This window comes from Methylophaga sp. UBA1464, assembly GCF_002325665.1.
In the GTDB taxonomy this organism is placed as follows: domain Bacteria; phylum Pseudomonadota; class Gammaproteobacteria; order Nitrosococcales; family Methylophagaceae; genus Methylophaga.
Genome location: NZ_DCSO01000093.1, coordinates 33,208 through 48,725, shown reverse-complemented (window position 1 = coordinate 48,725; position 15,518 = coordinate 33,208). Strand labels below are relative to the sequence as shown.

Genomic DNA, 15,518 nt, shown 5'->3' with positions numbered 1-15,518 from the left:
AGCTTCATAAAGTTGTCCTCTATAGTTTTTATCGTTCATGACGCCAGCGTTGCTGTTCTTTCATGAGGTTGTGACTTTATTCCGATTTTGCCTGAGAATCATTAGGAACCAATCACTCTGATATCGGGATTTTTTCCCGAGCAGGGAAGTTATTCCCATTATTCCTCAGTTTCATGCCTATAGAGGACTGAAAAATTAATGACTTTTTATCACGTTATATTTGATTGCAAGCCGCACTAACTCTACAGATGAGTGAAAGCCGAGCTTTTGTTTAAGCATCGTTTGATAGTTCGCGACCGTTTTCTGACCTAAATTCAGCGTTTCTGCAATATATTCCAGAGCATGGCCTTCTGCCAGCAACCGGAAAACTTCAAACTCTCTTACCGTCAACCGCTGGATTGGATCTTCCGATCCGGAAACACTTTGCAAGGCAATTCGTTGTGCCATTTCAGAGCTCAGATAACTTTTGCCATCCATCACCTGATGAATTGCCTTGACGATGTCTTCAGAATCGCCCGATTTAGCTAAATAGGCAGCGGCACCGGCACTCATTGATTGAACTGCCAGGGTAACGTTTTCATGCATGGAAAACATTATCACTTTTGCTTTGGTATAACGCACCAGAATACGTCTAAGGGCTTCAAGGCCCCCTATGCCAGGCATGCTCATATCCATAACCAGAATATCGGGATCCAGTTCTGTATACATCTGATAGGCCTGCTCGCCACTGGTTGCTTCACCGACGATATGCATATCATCATTTCGTTCGAGCATTCTGGCTAAGCCGGATCTGACTACTTCATGATCATCCGCCAGTAAAATTCGTATTTCATTTTTCATTCAGCAACACCTTGGGTTGGAAAGCTCGCAGAAACAGTAAATCCTTTACCGGGTGCAGTAGAAATATTAAAACTACCTGACAACGCTTCTACCCTCTCTCGCATTCCAGTTAAACCATAACCTTTATTAGAACAGCTGGGATGATAACCGTTTCCGTTATCACTTACACTTATATCTATAAAGTCGTTATTACAACGCAAATGCACGCCCAGGTGAACATTTTCTGCTCCCGCATGACGACTGACATTGGTCATACATTCCTGAATAATTCGGTATATCGTCAATTGCCTGGTTTCATCAAGCTGACTAAAGTTGCCCTCTAACGAGAGTTTAGCTTGATGATGAGGATGACGGATGACCCAGTCATTAAACAACTCCCTAACAGCACCTTGCAAGCCTAAATCAGTTAACTCTGGAGGACGCAACCGCTGTAACATGGAGCGGACAATGGTGGTCATGCGGCTATGCACAGAATCAATTGCTGCCGCACTGGTTTTGGCTTCATCCAGCGATACTGAATATTTTATTGCATTTAAATCAAACTGTATTGCTGTCAAATGTTGACCAATCTCATCATGTAATTCGGCCGATAAGCGCTTTCGTTCCGACTCCTGAATGGTAATCAACTGCTGGTTAAGCACGTCAACTTTCTGTCCTGTGTCGACATAACGTTGCTCTAACAATTTGAGTTGCTTATTCACTGCTAATAATTGATTCAATCTTAACAAGGCAAAGGGCGATCTTGTCTGCATTGATTTTTTGTTAGTCTTGGCCAGCATTTCTGATATAGGCCACAAAATCAACGACGCAAATACCGCAATCAGCAAGCTGCCAATAAAAAAGATAAGAATCAGCGGCATCAGTGACTTCTGGATATATGTCCGAATATCATTCCACTCGGCACTAAAACTTGGGCTAATCACAATATCGCCTAAATGCTGCTCGGCGAAAATAATCGGGGTGGTAATAATTTCTGTATGACCCAAATAGGCTTTTAAACTGTTTTCAAACCAACTTGGCAAACCGGTGGGTTCATCACGGCTGTCAGGATGGTTTGAATCAAGTAACTCGCCATCATTGGCTATTAATTCAATGTCTACATGAAGTAATTCACGAAGATCTTTCAAGTGAAATAAAGTGTGCCATTGAGATAACGGGAGATTATGTTGCGACAGCTCTAATTCGAGTCGTGCAACCTGCGCTTCAATGGCATAATTTGCGACTTCAGTGGATACATCAAGCTCATGATCAACTCGCAGACGAATGTCATCTAGCGTACTGTTCACACCCAAACCACACATGACGATGAATACCACCAAAATGATGAGATTCACTTGAAGAATTAAATTCACAAACTTAAAGATCCTTACAAAACCGCATTGTCAAAAATAGCACAATTATAATAATGGAAGGATGCAATGCAGCTTTAAACAATTCACAGATGTGATCATTCACGCATAAAAATAGCACCATACGCGCTGCTTATCGTTCATAGCCACCAGCAATGTCGTGATAAAAGCCAGGTCGCTCCGGGATGTTAAAGGCTAAAAATATTTTCGTTCAGTGACCGTTATTTTTGTCCGTTTCCCTGCGAAGCTTAAATTGAATCAGGCTTCCAGCAATCCACTACGAATAGCCAGTCTGGCTAATTCTGCAGAGTTTGAAACATTGAGCTTTTGTTTGATGTTGGTATGGTGGGTTCCCACTGTTTTGGGGCTTAAATTCAAAATATCGGCAATTTCATTAACGGTTTTCCCTTCCGCCAATAATCGAAATACTTCAAACTCACGCTGGCTCAGCACATCCAGCGGATTCTCCGAACCGGTTAGTTTTTGCATCGCAAGTTGCTGAGCAATTTCCGGGGCGATACACGTTCTGCCCTGTGACACCATTTCAACAGCTTTTAACATAGCTTCCGGGGCGCTGCGTTTCGGGATAAATCCCAAAGCTCCGGCCTGCATTGCACGAGTGGTAAAAACGCTGTCTTCATGCACGCTTAGCACCAGGATTTTAGCCGACGGTTCACGGGCAATAATGCGTTCAATTGCCCCTACGCCACCAATACCCGGCATAGAAATATCCATCACGACAACATTGGGATGGTATTTTGCGAAATCCTGAACTGCCTGTTCCCCTGATCCTGCTTCAGCAACCACTTCAAACTTGTCGCCATCTTCCAATAAGCGACGAAAACCAGCGCGAACCAATTCATGATCATCAACCAATAAGACCGTTATTTTATTAAGATTCATGGTGTACATTTACCCCCAATGGTATGGTGATGGTCAGATTAACACCTGAGCCTAACTGACTTTGCAGATCAAAGCTTCCCCCAAGACTTTGCGCTCTTTCACGCATGCCTAGCAAGCCAAAATCGACGTCAGAATGAAAATCATTGACGACCATGCCTTTTCCATCATCGCGAATATTAATCTTTAACTGATCTGAATTTTCGGTTTTATCGCGTATGACTTTCACCATAATATTTTCTGCGTCAGCGTNNAATCCACATCAGAGTGAAAATCGTTGACGACCATGCCTTTGCCGTCATCACGGATATTAATTGTTAACTGATCTGTTGTTTCGTTTTTATCACGAATCACTTTTACCAGAATATTTTCAGCATCTGCATGACGGACGGCATTGGTTAACGCTTCCTGTACGACTCTGAAAACAGTCATATTGGTGTCTTCGTCAAAGCCGTTTAACTGGCCTTCGGTAATCAGATTAAACTGGATATCAGGCTGCCGTTGTTGCCACTTGCTGATGCTTTCCTGCAGAGTTGCCATTAACCCCAGGTCATCCAGTGGACTTGGCCGCAGGCGGGTAATCATGTTGTGCACTACATCATAGATATGACTGGCAGTATCAATGATTGCCTGTGCACTTTGATAAATCTTTTTGTCTGTCTCTTCTGATCGATTACGAATTAATACCGCATCGGTCTTGATGGCCGTCAGGCATTGACCTAACTCATCATGTAACTCGCGAGCCAGATGGCGCCGTTCAGCCTCCTGAACCTGATTCATATGATTGGTTAATAAACGTGTTTCATAGAGTTGGGCACGGGCTTTTTCAGCCTGTTTATGTTCGGTGATATCACGCAGGGTACAAATCATACCGGCAACGCAGCCGTCATTTTCGGTCAGCGGCACGGTAGAGATTAATAAAGACAGTAACTCGTCATCATTACGCTTGAGCGTGGTTTCCAGGTTTTCCACTGACTCAAAACCATTTAATACTGAAATAATGCCATTTCGATCATGCTGGAATGGCATGGAGGCCAGAGATTCGCCGAGTAAATTGGGTATATCTGAAAATAATCGTTCGGCTGCTGCATTACAGAAAGTAATGTAGCCCGCATGATCTAATGAAAGTATCGCATCACCAGATTGTCTGACTAACATCGCCAAACGCCGGTTTTCGGTAGTGCTTTGTTCCAGAGCATCCCCCACCCGGTTAAAACTTTGACTGATCTGGTCCATTTCTTTCAGCGAAAAACGCGGCAAACGCATATGCAAATCGCCCCGCTCAAAGCCCGCCAGGGCATCCAGTAAACGTTGCAATGGTCTGATGACCCAACCCACACCCCAATAGATCATGAAAGCCACGACGACAAAAATGATCATTCCCAGAGCCATAATGGCGCGGATATCCTGCCAACGTTCACTTATTTCCTGCATCGGCGCTGGATAAATCACCATATGACCTGTACCAAAGCGCTTCGAAAGTGGAGAAACATCGGGGAACAATAACTTAACAAACCAGGCGGGAGGTTGGACCGTTAATTCTTTTTCGGGTGTGCCTTCAAACATCAAGCCCTGCCTGTCAAACAATAAAATATGCAGACTGCGAATTTCGCTTAAGGCTCTGACCAACTCATGCATATGCTCACTGACGCCGGTATCACGAGTCAACGGACCGCCCGCCAGCGTCACCGTAATAATGTGCGCCGTCGCATCCATCGTTGACATAACTTCTGCTTCAACAGATCGTTTGGCATTCGTCATGAGAATAGCTGCACTGCCTAACATCGACAGCAGCAGCAATATGGCAAAAAAAACATTAGCACGAAGCTTCAGACTCATACGACGGTGGTTTCCGCTGTGCCTTTGGATCCAATATTATCCACCCAACGTAAGCGGATAATGTCGCCGACTTCACCGGCCTCAAGTTGAAATGCAAAATACGGATTTCGCGAGGTGGCTGTACCACATTTGACCGTTAATACTTCTTCGTCGTTACGCCAGCAGCGAATATCCTGAATAAATTCAGCGGGTATCAACTCATCTTCTGCATTTTTGCCTCGCCCGGTATGCATGGGGTGAGCCAGTAAAATTCTCACCACAGTATTCCCATCCTGAAGTTTAGCCCGAATCCGGTCTCTGCTTTTTGTCGTCATTAAGCACACCCACCAATATCAATTTCGACATAACGACTGGTCCGATAAAGTTTATCATCGGCCCTAATCATGGCAATGATTTCCGAATCTTCGGCAACTTTAAGCATCGTTTTGAAAGGAAAGATCACGGCAGAAGTCGGCTCAAGTGCCATCGCCAGGGGAAAAGGATTTTTTTCAACCAGAAATGCCACACGCTGAATATTTTCCAGACTGGTGTGGATTTCAACCGGCACAGTGGCTCCGTTCACAGCGTAGGTTGGTGGTGAACCGATAGTAAACTGAATAGCTTCTTCATTTACTTCCTCCGCTTCTCCGAGGAAGGTTAAAATTGCATCTTCCAGGGTTTCGGCATTGAAAGCATCTTGTGGCCAATGGGCTAATAACACGCGTGGCAGCATCAGACCACTGGCGGCAACTAACGCCAGCGTTGAAGCAGAGATAGATCGTTTAATCAGTTGGCGACGTTGTTCGTCAAAATTATCGTTCATCGGACTTGTTCCATCATCGCAATATCAGTTTCAACCTGCCGTAAACGGGAACTGATTTTCGCTAATTCAAATTCATCGCCACGAGCATAATCCGCTGCGATACGCAGTTGATCCGCGGCCTGCATTAAACGTCCCGAGCTATGATAATGCTCCGCTAACCAGACATGTGACTGACTTTTCTGCCCCATATCCCCATAGGCCTGAGCCAGTAAACGATACAAGGTTGCCGAAGACTCACCAACGTCCAATTGGCGTTGCAGAATGGGTACAGCTCTACGAGGTTGATTGGCCCTTAACAAAGCCTGAACCTGTTTAATGGACAAGGCCCAGTCATCGGGATAAACCCGTTGAAAGTCGCTGTAGATTGCCAGTGCTGCGTCCATTCTTCCCGAGGCTATTTCCACATCTGCCAATGCTAAATGATAACTTAATCGGTTATCGTCAGAAGCAATTAAGTCATTAATTTCATCACGCGCCTGAGTCAGGTTACCGTTTTTTAATAATGCCAGTGCATAACCATATCGTGTGGCTGACATATCTTCATCGGTATTTTCCTTTAATTTATCCTCATAAACTTTAATCAGCTCACGCATGTTAGAGTTTGACATCACTCTTAACTTTTCACGCATCAGATAAAACTGTTCCTGATCCCTTATCTGCGGACGAGGTGTCAAATTTGCAGCACGCCCCCGTGCATCGGCAATACGCGAACCGGTTATGGGGTGAGTTCTTAGAAATTCAGGCACCTGGCTTCCACCATAAAAGCGCCCCGCTACTTGCAACCTTTCAAAAAAACGAGGCATTGCATGGGGGTCAAACCCTGCATTTACTAATGTTTGCATCCCCAGATTATCGGCTTCAGCTTCATGGGCCCGACTATAATCCAGTTGCATCTGCACATTCCCGGCCTGCACGGCCATAATGGCTGCAGAACCGGCACTCGGATCTGCCACCCCCAATAAAGCCGCCGCAATCATAGCAGCCGTCATTGGCACACTCATACGCTTGGAACGTTCAAAATTACGTAAAATATGCCGCTGGGTAACGTGAGCAATCTCATGCGCCAGAACTGAAGCTAATTCACTTTCGGCTTCGCTGGTCAGCATCAGGCCGGTATTGATGCCGATAAATCCCCCCGGCGCAGCAAACGCGTTAACCGACGTATCCGGCACCACGAAAAAAGTAAATGAACGGCCGGGATCATCACTGTTAGCGACCAGTCGATGGCCCAATGAACGGATATAGCTGTTCACTTCAGGGTCTTCTACCAGCGTGACGGATTGTTGTAAGCGCCAGTAAAATGACTGACCAACCTGATATTCCTCTATTGGCGAAACCAGTGCTCCGGCACTGTCACCCATTTCTGGCAATGCAATATCCAGATTTGCCTGAGCAATACCAGGATTACTCATTAATAAAACAAATATAGCGATCAGATATTTCATAATGCCTATAGACCTTGGCTCATTGAGACCGGTTCCGCAAAGACAAAAACACGACTAGCGTCTATTATGTAAACACAGCTTTTAAAGGAAATCAGTATGTCAGATTTTGATACAGAAATTGATACCTCAGGCTTAAACTGTCCGTTGCCAGTACTTAAAGCCCGCAAAATGCTTAATGAAATGACTTCCGCACAGCGTCTACGACTCATCTGTACGGATAGTGGTGCGCTAAAAGATATTCCTGCCTTTTGTAAAATGACGGGAAATCCGCTGATAAGTAGCGACGAAATCGACGGAAAACTGTATTTCATTATAGAAAAAGGGGCATGACATTATGGCCAAAAAACTCGCCATCATCGCAAGTAAAGGGACATTGGATGGAGCTTATCCACCATTTCTACTTGCATCAACCGCTGCGGCTTTGGGTTTTGAAGCAAAAATATTTTTTACCTTTTATGGCCTGCAACTACTTAAAAAAGACTTGTCATTGAAAGTCTCACCGTTGGGTAACCCGGCAATGCCGATGCCAGTTCCTGTACCAAGCATTGTGCAAATTATTCCCGGCCTGGAGGCATTTGCCACCTGGATGATGCAGCGGAAACTCAAAAAGAAGGGTGTGGCCAGTGTTGCTGAGCTACGAGATATTTGCCTGGAATCCGATGTTGAACTCATTGCCTGTCAAATGACAGTGGATTTGTTTGACTTTAAAAATACCGATTTTATTGATGGGATCAGTCATGGTGGTGCGGCCACTTTTCTGGAATTTGCCAGTGAAGCCGATATCACACTTTATATTTGAACCAGGCAATCTTTAATCACTGAACAGGAAGCCGCATTATGCAATTTGTCTGGAAGACTTTTTTAAAAGGCTTGGCTACGGTACTGCCGGTCACACTGACGCTTTATCTTATCTATTGGTTGGCCGTATCGGCAGAACGTGTGTTACGCCCGCTGATGATTGCCATTTTACCTTATGACTTCTACTGGCCCGGTCTGGGACTACTGGCTGCCATCGGCTTGATTTTTGTTATTGGTATCGCTGTAAATGCCTGGTTGGTAAAACGCCTGTTCGACATCGGTGAGTCAATATTAGATCGGATCCCCCTGGTTAAATCCATCCACGGTGCACTTCGTGACTTTACGCGCTTCTTCTCACGTGAAAAGCAGCAGGAAAACCTGAATCACGCCGTTGCCGTCACCATTGGCGGTGTGCAATTTATTGGCTTTCTGGTGAAAGAAGATGTCACTCATCTGTTGGAAATGGAAGGTGAAGAAAATAATCTGGTGGCGGTGTACTTACCGCTGAGTTATCAGATTGGCGGCTATACTGTCTGTGTGTCACGTGATCAGGTGAAATCATTGCAAATGTCCAATGAAGATACCATGCGCTGGATTCTGACAGCCGGTCTCTCTGATAGCGAAACCGAAACCCATCAACCTAAGATCATTGTTGAGAAATAATTTTTAAATGGTTTCTGACAAAGGACTGTCATTCTTTTCTTACGGTCCCTATGGCTACTACATTTTGGGGTTATTACTTTTCCCCGGCCTCAGCTTGGCTGAACCCGCTAACCAACCTTGTGATTCACTATTTTGTTACAGCAGTCAAAATCAAAACCTGCAATTTGAAACCGCTATGCGCCTGCAGTTTGATCACGGTGTTTTTGATAACGATGGAGAAACTGATTTTCAAAATGCATGGAATATTCGTCGTGCCCGGCTCTCAAGCGGCGCCCAAATAGGCCAGTATTTATCAATCGATTTCACCTATGACTTTGCCAGAGATGATCGCTCCGCTATTCGAAATGCATTTGTAAGATATACCGGCTCCAACAACAGCAGATTCACTGTTGGACATTTTAAAGAGCCCTTTGGCATGGAACGCTTGACCAGTGTGCAGGATTTGGCCTTTATGGAACGCTCTCTGGCCAGCCAGTTAACACCGCCCCGCTCATTTGGTATGGAGTTTCACAAACACACTTCGTATTGGACGGCTGCTGCCGGTCTGTTCACTACAGGCACCGAAAGCAGCGGAAATGATACAAAATTCGGTACATCTGCCCGCATCACATTTGCCCCTAAAAGCGATGCTGGAAGCATATTGCATTTTGGCCTGGGAATCGCGCATCGAAATACTGACGGCCAGCAAGAAATTCGCTTTCGTCAACGTCCCGAAACCAGAAACACCGATATCAGATTAATCGATACCCAAACCTTTATTGCCGATAGCTACACCTATATAGGAATAGAATCTGCCATCGCCCGAGGCCCCTGGGCATTGCAAGCTGAATATATCTATAGTCATATAGGAAAGGCACGAATCAGCAAAATAGAACCCGGCAATACTATTCATTTTAGTGGCTGGCATATTGATCTGACCTGGATTGTCAGCGGTGAATCACAACCTTATAACCATGAAAAAGGCACTTTCGGACGTTTAAGACCTGCGCATTCTATTCAACATGGTGGCTGGGGGGCCTGGCGTTTAGGCGTAAGATTAAGTGATTTGGATTTAACGGATCATCCGATTACCGGTGGCCATCAGCGAAACTTTACTATCGGGATAAACTGGTTACTGAATCAGAACATTAGTATCAGTAATGAATATGTGAAAGTCCTGAAAGTTGATGGTGGCGAATTTGCCAATGTATCGCCGGCTATTTTTCAGTCCCGATTACAGATTATCTACTGAATTTTCAGTGGTGTCCCCGACAGGAGTCGAACCTGTGGCCTTCCCCTTAGGAGGGGGACGCTCTATCCATCTGAGCTACGGGGACATCGGCGGCAATTATAACAGCACTCGCAAATCACTTTTACCCACCTTATTTTTTAAGCTGGGCGTATTTCTTTTTTCACCTGGATACGAACTGTCTGTTTAAAACAGGAACTGATAAGGTCTACACCACGATCAATAATATAAAATTGGTTATTGGCTAATCTGATTTAAACGTCAGGGCTACTAATTAAAAATTCGAAAGGTCAAGCAATGACAGAGACACGAAAATATTCATCCCAAGTGGTAGATGGTACTGGCAAAGCACCTGCCAGAGCGATGTTACGCGCCGTCGGGTTCAATGATGCTGATTTTCAGAAACCGCAAATTGGCATTGCCTCGACCTGGAGCATGGTCACGCCATGTAATATGCACATTAATCAGCTGGCCGACTTTGCCTGCGAAGGCGCTGACGAAGCCGGTGGTAAAGGGGTTATCTTCAACACCATCACCATTTCTGATGGTATTGCGAATGGCACGATTGGCATGAAGTATTCACTGGTGTCCCGTGAAGTGATTGCCGATTCGATTGAGGCTGTTGCTGGATGTGAAGGGTTCGATGGACTGGTCGCCATCGGTGGCTGTGATAAAAACATGCCGGGCTGTCTGATCGGCCTGGCCCGTCTGAATCGTCCTGCGGTATTTGTTTATGGCGGGACCATTCAACCTGGCGCGAATCATACGGATATTGTGTCGGTGTTTGAGGCGGTTGGAAAGCATGCCCGGGGGGATATGTCCTCGGCGGAATTAAAACAGATTGAAAAAACAGCGATCCCCGGTGCCGGCTCCTGTGGCGGCATGTACACCGCCAATACCATGGCTTCAGCGATTGAAGCATTGGGTATGAGCCTGCCGAACAGTTCAGCACAGGAAGCCATCTCTCCCTCAAAAGCAGCGGATTGCCGCCGGGCCGGCGCTGCAGTGATGTTTCTGCTGGAGCAGGATATCAAACCTACCGACATCATGACCAAAAAGGCTTTTGAAAATGCCATCACCACATTGATCGCACTGGGCGGTTCGACTAATGCCGTCTTACATATGTTAGCAATGGCGCATGCCGTGGATGTTGAATTGACGTTAGAGGATTTTGCACGAATCGGCCGTCAAGTTCCGGTACTGGCTGATCTGCGTCCCAGCGGCAAATATATGATGTCGGAACTGATTGCCATCGGTGGTATTCAACCTTTGATGAAAATGCTTTTGGCGCGAGGTCTGTTGCATGGCGATTGCCTCACGGTGACCGGCAAAACTCTGGCTGAAAATCTGGCCGATGTGGCCCCCTATTCTGCAGATCAAGATATTATTCGTTCATTTGAGAACCCCATCAAAAAAGACAGCCATCTGGTCATTCTCAAAGGCAATTTAGCCCCTGAAGGCGCGGTCGCTAAAATCACCGGCAAAGAAGGTTTACGTTTTACTGGCAAAGCCCGGGTATTCCACTCTGAAGAAGAGGCCCAGCAGGACATTATAAATGGCACTGTGGTAAAAGGTGATGTCATCGTTATCCGTTATGAAGGCCCTAAAGGCGGCCCTGGCATGCGGGAAATGCTCAGCCCGACTTCCGCCGTAATCGGCAAAGGCCTGGGCAACGACGTTGCCTTAATCACCGATGGTCGTTTCTCCGGTGGAAGCCACGGCTTTGTGGTCGGACACATCACCCCCGAAGCTTTTGATGGCGGCCCGATCGCGCTGATTGAAAACGGCGATGAGATTACTATTGATGCAGAAACGGCTGAAATAACCCTTCACCTGAGCGACAGCGAGATCCAAAAAAGACGCATGGCATGGAAACCTATTGCCCCCCGCTACACCCGGGGGCTTTTAGCTAAATATGCCAAAACCGTTTCTTCGGCATCTGAAGGCGCAGTGACGGATAAAAATTTATGAGCACAGAAACACAGACCTCAAATGCTTATACCTAAACGGGAATCATATAAATCGATAATTTTTATTAATAATCATAGATATAGATACTTTCCAATCCGTCAAACAGCGGTTAAGGAAAATACTGACCCCTAATAGGTAATATCCGCTGTTGCAACTGATGTCAGATGTTTAATATGTGAACTGTAGCAAATAGTTTTTTCTCTCGTTAAGGAGTTTCATCATGTGGACTAAACCAGAATACTCAGATATGCGTTTCGGCTTTGAAGTTACCATGTACATTTGCAATCGCTAAACGCAAAAATGCGCTAACAGAAAGCCCCTTCAAAGGGGCTTTTTTGTATCTGGTGTTTATAGGTGTTCTTTCAGTTTTGCAGAACGCCTATACTGCATTTGTAGAATATTTTATTTAACTAAGTCTTAACGAATATTGGAGAGCCGCGATGTCATCTATTCCGCAATGCCGCATTGAACAGGCAGGCTCCGCAACTGAGCCTTTTTTTGTTATCCGTCAGGATGTTGATGGAATACAAGAAACCGTGGATAAAAAGTTTGAAAGTCATCAGCAGGCGCTGGACTACATTCTGGCTCAGGGGTGGCAGGTTCAGCGTGACAGGCCAGCAGACTCTATGATTATTGCCTCCAGATTCCTAAAACCCTGATTGAGAGCTGTGTGAGTACACTATTCCTCTATAGCTACCACCTGAATTGATTATCAACCACTATAAAAAATCGGCTGAAGCCCGGTTTTTTTTGCAGTTACAGAACAGTTGAACCGAATCAGGTCTTGGGAACAGCGGCGGTTTTCAACATATCGATCATCGCTGCTGATGCACCAATATGCTCAGCAATTTGAATATGGACATCATGAAACCTGGCCCGGGTACTATCAACATCATGCGGAATATCTTCCGTTACATGCCGTCCGGAATTTAAAAAGTATGGCAACACCGTAATGTGTGTTGCACCATCGTTTACGCAGTTTTCGATTCCATCCGCTATTAATGTATCTGCCAGTTCGAGAAAAGCGGCCTGAACAATATCATAGTGCTGAGCACATTCTGTTTTGAGTTTTTCGGCCAGTTCAATGACTTCGTCATTGGAACGCTGACGGCGACTGCCATGGGCAACAAGTAATAATGCTTTCATAATAAATATAATCCGCTTAGCGATGTGAATTGCATGTGAACACAATGCAGATCAAACCGCTAATAGTAAATGATGACTATCTAAATAGGATGGACAGCTTCGATCTGTGCCAGCATAATGCGGAGATAAGAAAGATTTCTATTTAAACCGAACAACAGACACGGATTCAAGGATAAGACATCTGTTAATAAAACTGCCTATGCAGGGAAGTGACGGAAGGGCAACCTTGATGGGGAACGTGTCTTGGCAAACCAATATGGTCGTCCTGACAATTTAAAGCCTTATGAATCAGCAAGGAGACTGAGTATTCTTAAGAAGACCAAAGAGGTATTGATCATTGATGATCAATCCACCGGCAGAACGATATTGGAAAAAATTATCCAGCAAATTGGTGACAATATTCATGTTACAGCGCTGGGTAACCCCTCCGTGGCGTTGGAATGGCTTGACCACCATGAGGTTGATTTAATCGTAACGGATTATCGTATGCCAGAAATTGACGGCATAGAATTTATCCGGCGTGTCCGCCAAATTCCAGCTTTACAAAGTGTGCCTATTATGATGATCACCGTCGTCAGTGAAAAAGCCGTGCGCTATGACGCACTGGATGCCGGGGCCACGGCTTTTCTGACTCGCCCTATTGATCAGATTGAATGCCGAACCAGTTGCCGTAATCTGTTGCAGATGCATGAACAGCATTTAATTATCGAAGATCGTGCTAACTGGCTGGCACGGCAGGTTGAAATCGCCACTGAACAGATTATTTTACGAGAAAAGGAAACCATTATCCGTTTGGCCAAAGCGGGAGAATACCGTGATGAAGGAACCGGAAATCATGTTATTCGTATGGCCAAATATTCCCGTTTTATCGCAGAAGCATTGGGCGTATTCGATGAACAGCAATGCGAAGATCTCGAATATGCTGCCCCCATGCACGATATAGGTAAAATTGGCATTCCGGACAGCGTTTTACTGAAGCCGGGCAAACTGGATCCGGACGAATGGGAAATCATGAAAACCCATACGACGATCGGACACGAAATACTCTCAGACAGTCAATCAAAATATATGCATATTGGTGCTGTCATCGCATTACATCATCACGAACGATATGATGGAAAAGGCTATCCAAATCAATTAAAAGGTGAGGATATTCCACTTATTGCCAGAGTGGTGGCAGTGGCAGATATTTACGATGCTTTAGTTTCCGAAAGGCCTTATAAAAAAGCCTGGTCCAATGAAGATGCCTGTCGTTACATAGAACAAAGTGCCGGAACACAACTCGATCCGCGTTGCGTACAAGCTTTTTTTGACCGAATTGATGCGATCCAGCAGATTCAGGCTGAATATGCTGATTAATATTGTTCTTTAATCATGAGTAACGCTCCCGTACCTCCTCAGAGTGGAAACTGGCTGTCACGACTGGCGGCCAACATGCCGAAAACAGGGGATACAGAGCCCGAACAGGCAATAAAAATCCGACTGACACTGGGTATTGCATTATTACTTTATTTTTGTGTGCCATGGGGCGTTGAGAAAACCTTTCTTGAAAACCTCGTCAGTTTACCCAGTTTAATTACACTGGCTTACTACTCGCTGGCAGTAGTCATTGCGGTAGCATTGTTTCTCAACCCCAAACCTTCACCGATTAGAAGGGTTTGTGGCATTTTGCTGGATCTCACTGCACTCTCCATCGTTATGCTGATTGCCGGTGAACAAAGCGTATTTTTGTTTGTTTTGTATCTCTGGGTCATTCTTGGCAACGGCTTTCGCTTCGGGGTGAATTACCTGTATATCTCACTGGTCGTTGGAATGATCGGCTTTACTATTGCCATTCTGAACGGCGAGTACTGGTTGCATCCACAGCATGAACCCTTTGGGTTCAGTCTTTTATTTTTATTGCTGATTATTCCATTGTATTCCGCTTTTCTGATCAAAAAGCTGCATGTCGCGATCGCCTTATCAAAACAGGCTAATGAAGCTAAAAGCCGCTTTCTGGCGAATATGTCGCATGAACTGCGAACGCCATTAAATGGTGTGATCGGTATTGCGGATTTAATGGCGGAGACGCAACTTAGCAAGCAACAGCATGATTTTGTTAAAATCATGAAGACCTCAGCACATACTTTGCTCAGTCTGATTGAAAATGTGTTGGATATCGCCAAAATCGAAGCAGGCAAGATATTAATCAGCGATAAGGCTTTCGATTTACACCAGTTATTAAACAGCATCATTGCTATGCAAAAGCCGATGGCGAACGGTAAAGGATTACATATAAATTGCTATATCGATCCTGCTCTGCCCTTTTCCATAAACGGCGATTTACAGCATCTGCGACAGGTTCTTATCAATCTTATTGGTAACAGTATTAAATTTACTGATAACGGCGCCGTTAAACTTTCAGTACATGAAATAAAACGTAAATCGAATCAGAATCTGTGGATCCGCTTTGAAGTGAGTGATACCGGGATTGGAATTCCACAGGAAGCGCTGCAACATATCTTTGATGATTTTACGCAGATTTCACCTGATACACC

The 15,518-nt window shown here is 45.1% G+C and carries 18 protein-coding genes and 1 tRNA gene; 9 read left to right on the top strand and 10 right to left on the bottom strand.

The features are described 5' to 3' along the window. Positions 1 to 195: 195 nt before the first annotated feature. The 8 genes from B3O33_RS12790 to B3O33_RS12755 form a co-directional block, all read right to left on the bottom strand. Entirely contained in the window at positions 196 to 840 is a 645-nt protein-coding gene (locus tag B3O33_RS12790; RefSeq protein WP_292363766.1) for a response regulator, read from the bottom strand. Beyond that, entirely contained in the window at positions 837 to 2,192 is a 1,356-nt protein-coding gene (locus B3O33_RS12785) for a sensor histidine kinase (protein WP_292362097.1), read from the bottom strand. Before B3O33_RS12785 ends, B3O33_RS12790 begins: the two co-directional genes overlap by 4 nt. Before the next feature lie 255 nt (positions 2,193 to 2,447). Then, positions 2,448 to 3,092 (bottom strand): response regulator, encoded by a 645-nt coding sequence (locus B3O33_RS12780; protein WP_292362096.1) that lies wholly within the window; start codon positions 3,090 to 3,092, stop codon positions 2,448 to 2,450. Beyond that, positions 3,082 to 3,321: an ATP-binding protein gene (locus B3O33_RS12775; protein ID WP_292363764.1), complete on the bottom strand. Its 240-nt coding sequence runs from the start codon at positions 3,319 to 3,321 to the stop codon at positions 3,082 to 3,084. Before B3O33_RS12775 ends, B3O33_RS12780 begins: the two co-directional genes overlap by 11 nt. Next, complete coding sequence (locus B3O33_RS12770) at positions 3,315 to 4,928, bottom strand: histidine kinase (RefSeq protein ID WP_292363762.1); 1,614 nt, start codon at positions 4,926 to 4,928, stop codon at positions 3,315 to 3,317. Before B3O33_RS12770 ends, B3O33_RS12775 begins: the two co-directional genes overlap by 7 nt. Continuing rightward, positions 4,925 to 5,242, bottom strand: a complete 318-nt coding sequence (gene soxZ / locus B3O33_RS12765) for a thiosulfate oxidation carrier complex protein SoxZ (protein ID WP_292362094.1) — start codon at positions 5,240 to 5,242, stop codon at positions 4,925 to 4,927. The genes B3O33_RS12770 and soxZ overlap by 4 nt, the downstream gene beginning before the upstream one ends. Further along, positions 5,242 to 5,730, bottom strand: a complete 489-nt coding sequence (locus B3O33_RS12760; protein ID WP_292362093.1) for a thiosulfate oxidation carrier protein SoxY — start codon at positions 5,728 to 5,730, stop codon at positions 5,242 to 5,244. Before B3O33_RS12760 ends, soxZ begins: the two co-directional genes overlap by 1 nt. Then, on the bottom strand, positions 5,727 to 7,175 hold the full coding sequence (locus B3O33_RS12755; RefSeq protein WP_292362092.1) for a M48 family metalloprotease: 1,449 nt from the start codon (positions 7,173 to 7,175) through the stop codon (positions 5,727 to 5,729). Before B3O33_RS12755 ends, B3O33_RS12760 begins: the two co-directional genes overlap by 4 nt. A gap of 96 nt (positions 7,176 to 7,271) precedes the next feature. Between B3O33_RS12755 and B3O33_RS12750 the strand changes: the two genes are divergently transcribed. The 4 genes from B3O33_RS12750 to B3O33_RS12735 are packed head-to-tail and all read left to right on the top strand — an operon-like array spanning position 7,272 to position 9,867. Continuing rightward, the gene (locus B3O33_RS12750; protein WP_292362091.1) at positions 7,272 to 7,505 is read left to right on the top strand and encodes a sulfurtransferase TusA family protein; all 234 of its coding nucleotides are present in this window, start codon (positions 7,272 to 7,274) and stop codon (positions 7,503 to 7,505) included. Positions 7,506 to 7,509: 4 nt separating this feature from the next. Continuing rightward, positions 7,510 to 7,974, top strand: coding sequence for a sulfur carrier protein DsrE2 (gene dsrE2 / locus B3O33_RS12745; protein WP_292362090.1), 465 nt, complete (start codon positions 7,510 to 7,512; stop codon positions 7,972 to 7,974). Positions 7,975 to 8,012: 38 nt separating this feature from the next. Next, entirely contained in the window at positions 8,013 to 8,636 is a 624-nt protein-coding gene (locus B3O33_RS12740) for a DUF502 domain-containing protein (RefSeq protein ID WP_292362089.1), read from the top strand. Positions 8,637 to 8,643: 7 nt separating this feature from the next. Continuing rightward, complete coding sequence (locus B3O33_RS12735; protein WP_292362088.1) at positions 8,644 to 9,867, top strand: OprO/OprP family phosphate-selective porin; 1,224 nt, start codon at positions 8,644 to 8,646, stop codon at positions 9,865 to 9,867. An 8-nt stretch (positions 9,868 to 9,875) separates the two neighbouring features. Here the strand turns inward: B3O33_RS12735 and B3O33_RS12730 are convergent. Further along, positions 9,876 to 9,952: transfer RNA gene (locus tag B3O33_RS12730), tRNA-Arg, on the bottom strand. Positions 9,953 to 10,161: 209 nt separating this feature from the next. Here B3O33_RS12730 and ilvD point away from each other — a divergent pair. The 3 genes from ilvD to B3O33_RS12715 all read left to right on the top strand — a co-directional run bounded on the left by ilvD (position 10,162) and on the right by B3O33_RS12715 (position 12,494). Next, positions 10,162 to 11,835 (top strand): dihydroxy-acid dehydratase, encoded by a 1,674-nt coding sequence (gene ilvD / locus B3O33_RS12725; RefSeq protein ID WP_292362087.1) that lies wholly within the window; start codon positions 10,162 to 10,164, stop codon positions 11,833 to 11,835. Positions 11,836 to 12,055: 220 nt separating this feature from the next. Next, entirely contained in the window at positions 12,056 to 12,127 is a 72-nt protein-coding gene (pqqA, locus tag B3O33_RS12720; protein WP_081443609.1) for a pyrroloquinoline quinone precursor peptide PqqA, read from the top strand. Positions 12,128 to 12,275: 148 nt separating this feature from the next. Continuing rightward, positions 12,276 to 12,494 (top strand): hypothetical protein, encoded by a 219-nt coding sequence (locus B3O33_RS12715; RefSeq protein WP_292362086.1) that lies wholly within the window; start codon positions 12,276 to 12,278, stop codon positions 12,492 to 12,494. Between the two features lie 118 nt (positions 12,495 to 12,612). On the opposite strand, the gene B3O33_RS12710 is transcribed toward B3O33_RS12715, so the two are convergent. Continuing rightward, positions 12,613 to 12,981: a sirohydrochlorin chelatase gene (locus tag B3O33_RS12710; RefSeq protein ID WP_292362085.1), complete on the bottom strand. Its 369-nt coding sequence runs from the start codon at positions 12,979 to 12,981 to the stop codon at positions 12,613 to 12,615. A gap of 243 nt (positions 12,982 to 13,224) precedes the next feature. On the opposite strand from B3O33_RS12710, the gene B3O33_RS12705 reads away from it, so the two are divergent. Together B3O33_RS12705 and B3O33_RS12700 are read left to right on the top strand one after the other, a co-directional pair. Beyond that, entirely contained in the window at positions 13,225 to 14,340 is a 1,116-nt protein-coding gene (locus B3O33_RS12705; protein ID WP_292362084.1) for an HD domain-containing phosphohydrolase, read from the top strand. Positions 14,341 to 14,415: 75 nt separating this feature from the next. Continuing rightward, positions 14,416 to 15,518: sensor histidine kinase (locus B3O33_RS12700; RefSeq protein WP_292363760.1), on the top strand; the 1,103-nt coding region annotated here is incomplete at its 3' end.

Bases quoted from the DNA above. Each gene is read 5' to 3' on its own strand.
- B3O33_RS12790 (WP_292363766.1), bottom strand. From the start codon at position 840: ATGAAAAATGAAATACGAATTTTACTGGCGGATGATCATGAAGTAGTC.
- B3O33_RS12780 (WP_292362096.1), bottom strand. From the start codon at position 3,092: ATGAATCTTAATAAAATAACGGTCTTATTGGTTGATGATCATGAATTG.
- B3O33_RS12775 (WP_292363764.1), bottom strand. From the start codon at position 3,321: ATGGTGAAAGTCATACGCGATAAAACCGAAAATTCAGATCAGTTAAAG.
- soxZ (WP_292362094.1), bottom strand. From the start codon at position 5,242: ATGACGACAAAAAGCAGAGACCGGATTCGGGCTAAACTTCAGGATGGG.
- B3O33_RS12760 (WP_292362093.1), bottom strand. From the start codon at position 5,730: ATGAACGATAATTTTGACGAACAACGTCGCCAACTGATTAAACGATCT.
- B3O33_RS12755 (WP_292362092.1), bottom strand. From the start codon at position 7,175: ATGAAATATCTGATCGCTATATTTGTTTTATTAATGAGTAATCCTGGT.
- B3O33_RS12750 (WP_292362091.1), top strand. From the start codon at position 7,272: ATGTCAGATTTTGATACAGAAATTGATACCTCAGGCTTAAACTGTCCG.
- dsrE2 (WP_292362090.1), top strand. From the start codon at position 7,510: ATGGCCAAAAAACTCGCCATCATCGCAAGTAAAGGGACATTGGATGGA.
- B3O33_RS12740 (WP_292362089.1), top strand. From the start codon at position 8,013: ATGCAATTTGTCTGGAAGACTTTTTTAAAAGGCTTGGCTACGGTACTG.
- B3O33_RS12735 (WP_292362088.1), top strand. From the start codon at position 8,644: ATGGTTTCTGACAAAGGACTGTCATTCTTTTCTTACGGTCCCTATGGC.
- ilvD (WP_292362087.1), top strand. From the start codon at position 10,162: ATGACAGAGACACGAAAATATTCATCCCAAGTGGTAGATGGTACTGGC.
- B3O33_RS12715 (WP_292362086.1), top strand. From the start codon at position 12,276: ATGTCATCTATTCCGCAATGCCGCATTGAACAGGCAGGCTCCGCAACT.
- B3O33_RS12710 (WP_292362085.1), bottom strand. From the start codon at position 12,981: ATGAAAGCATTATTACTTGTTGCCCATGGCAGTCGCCGTCAGCGTTCC.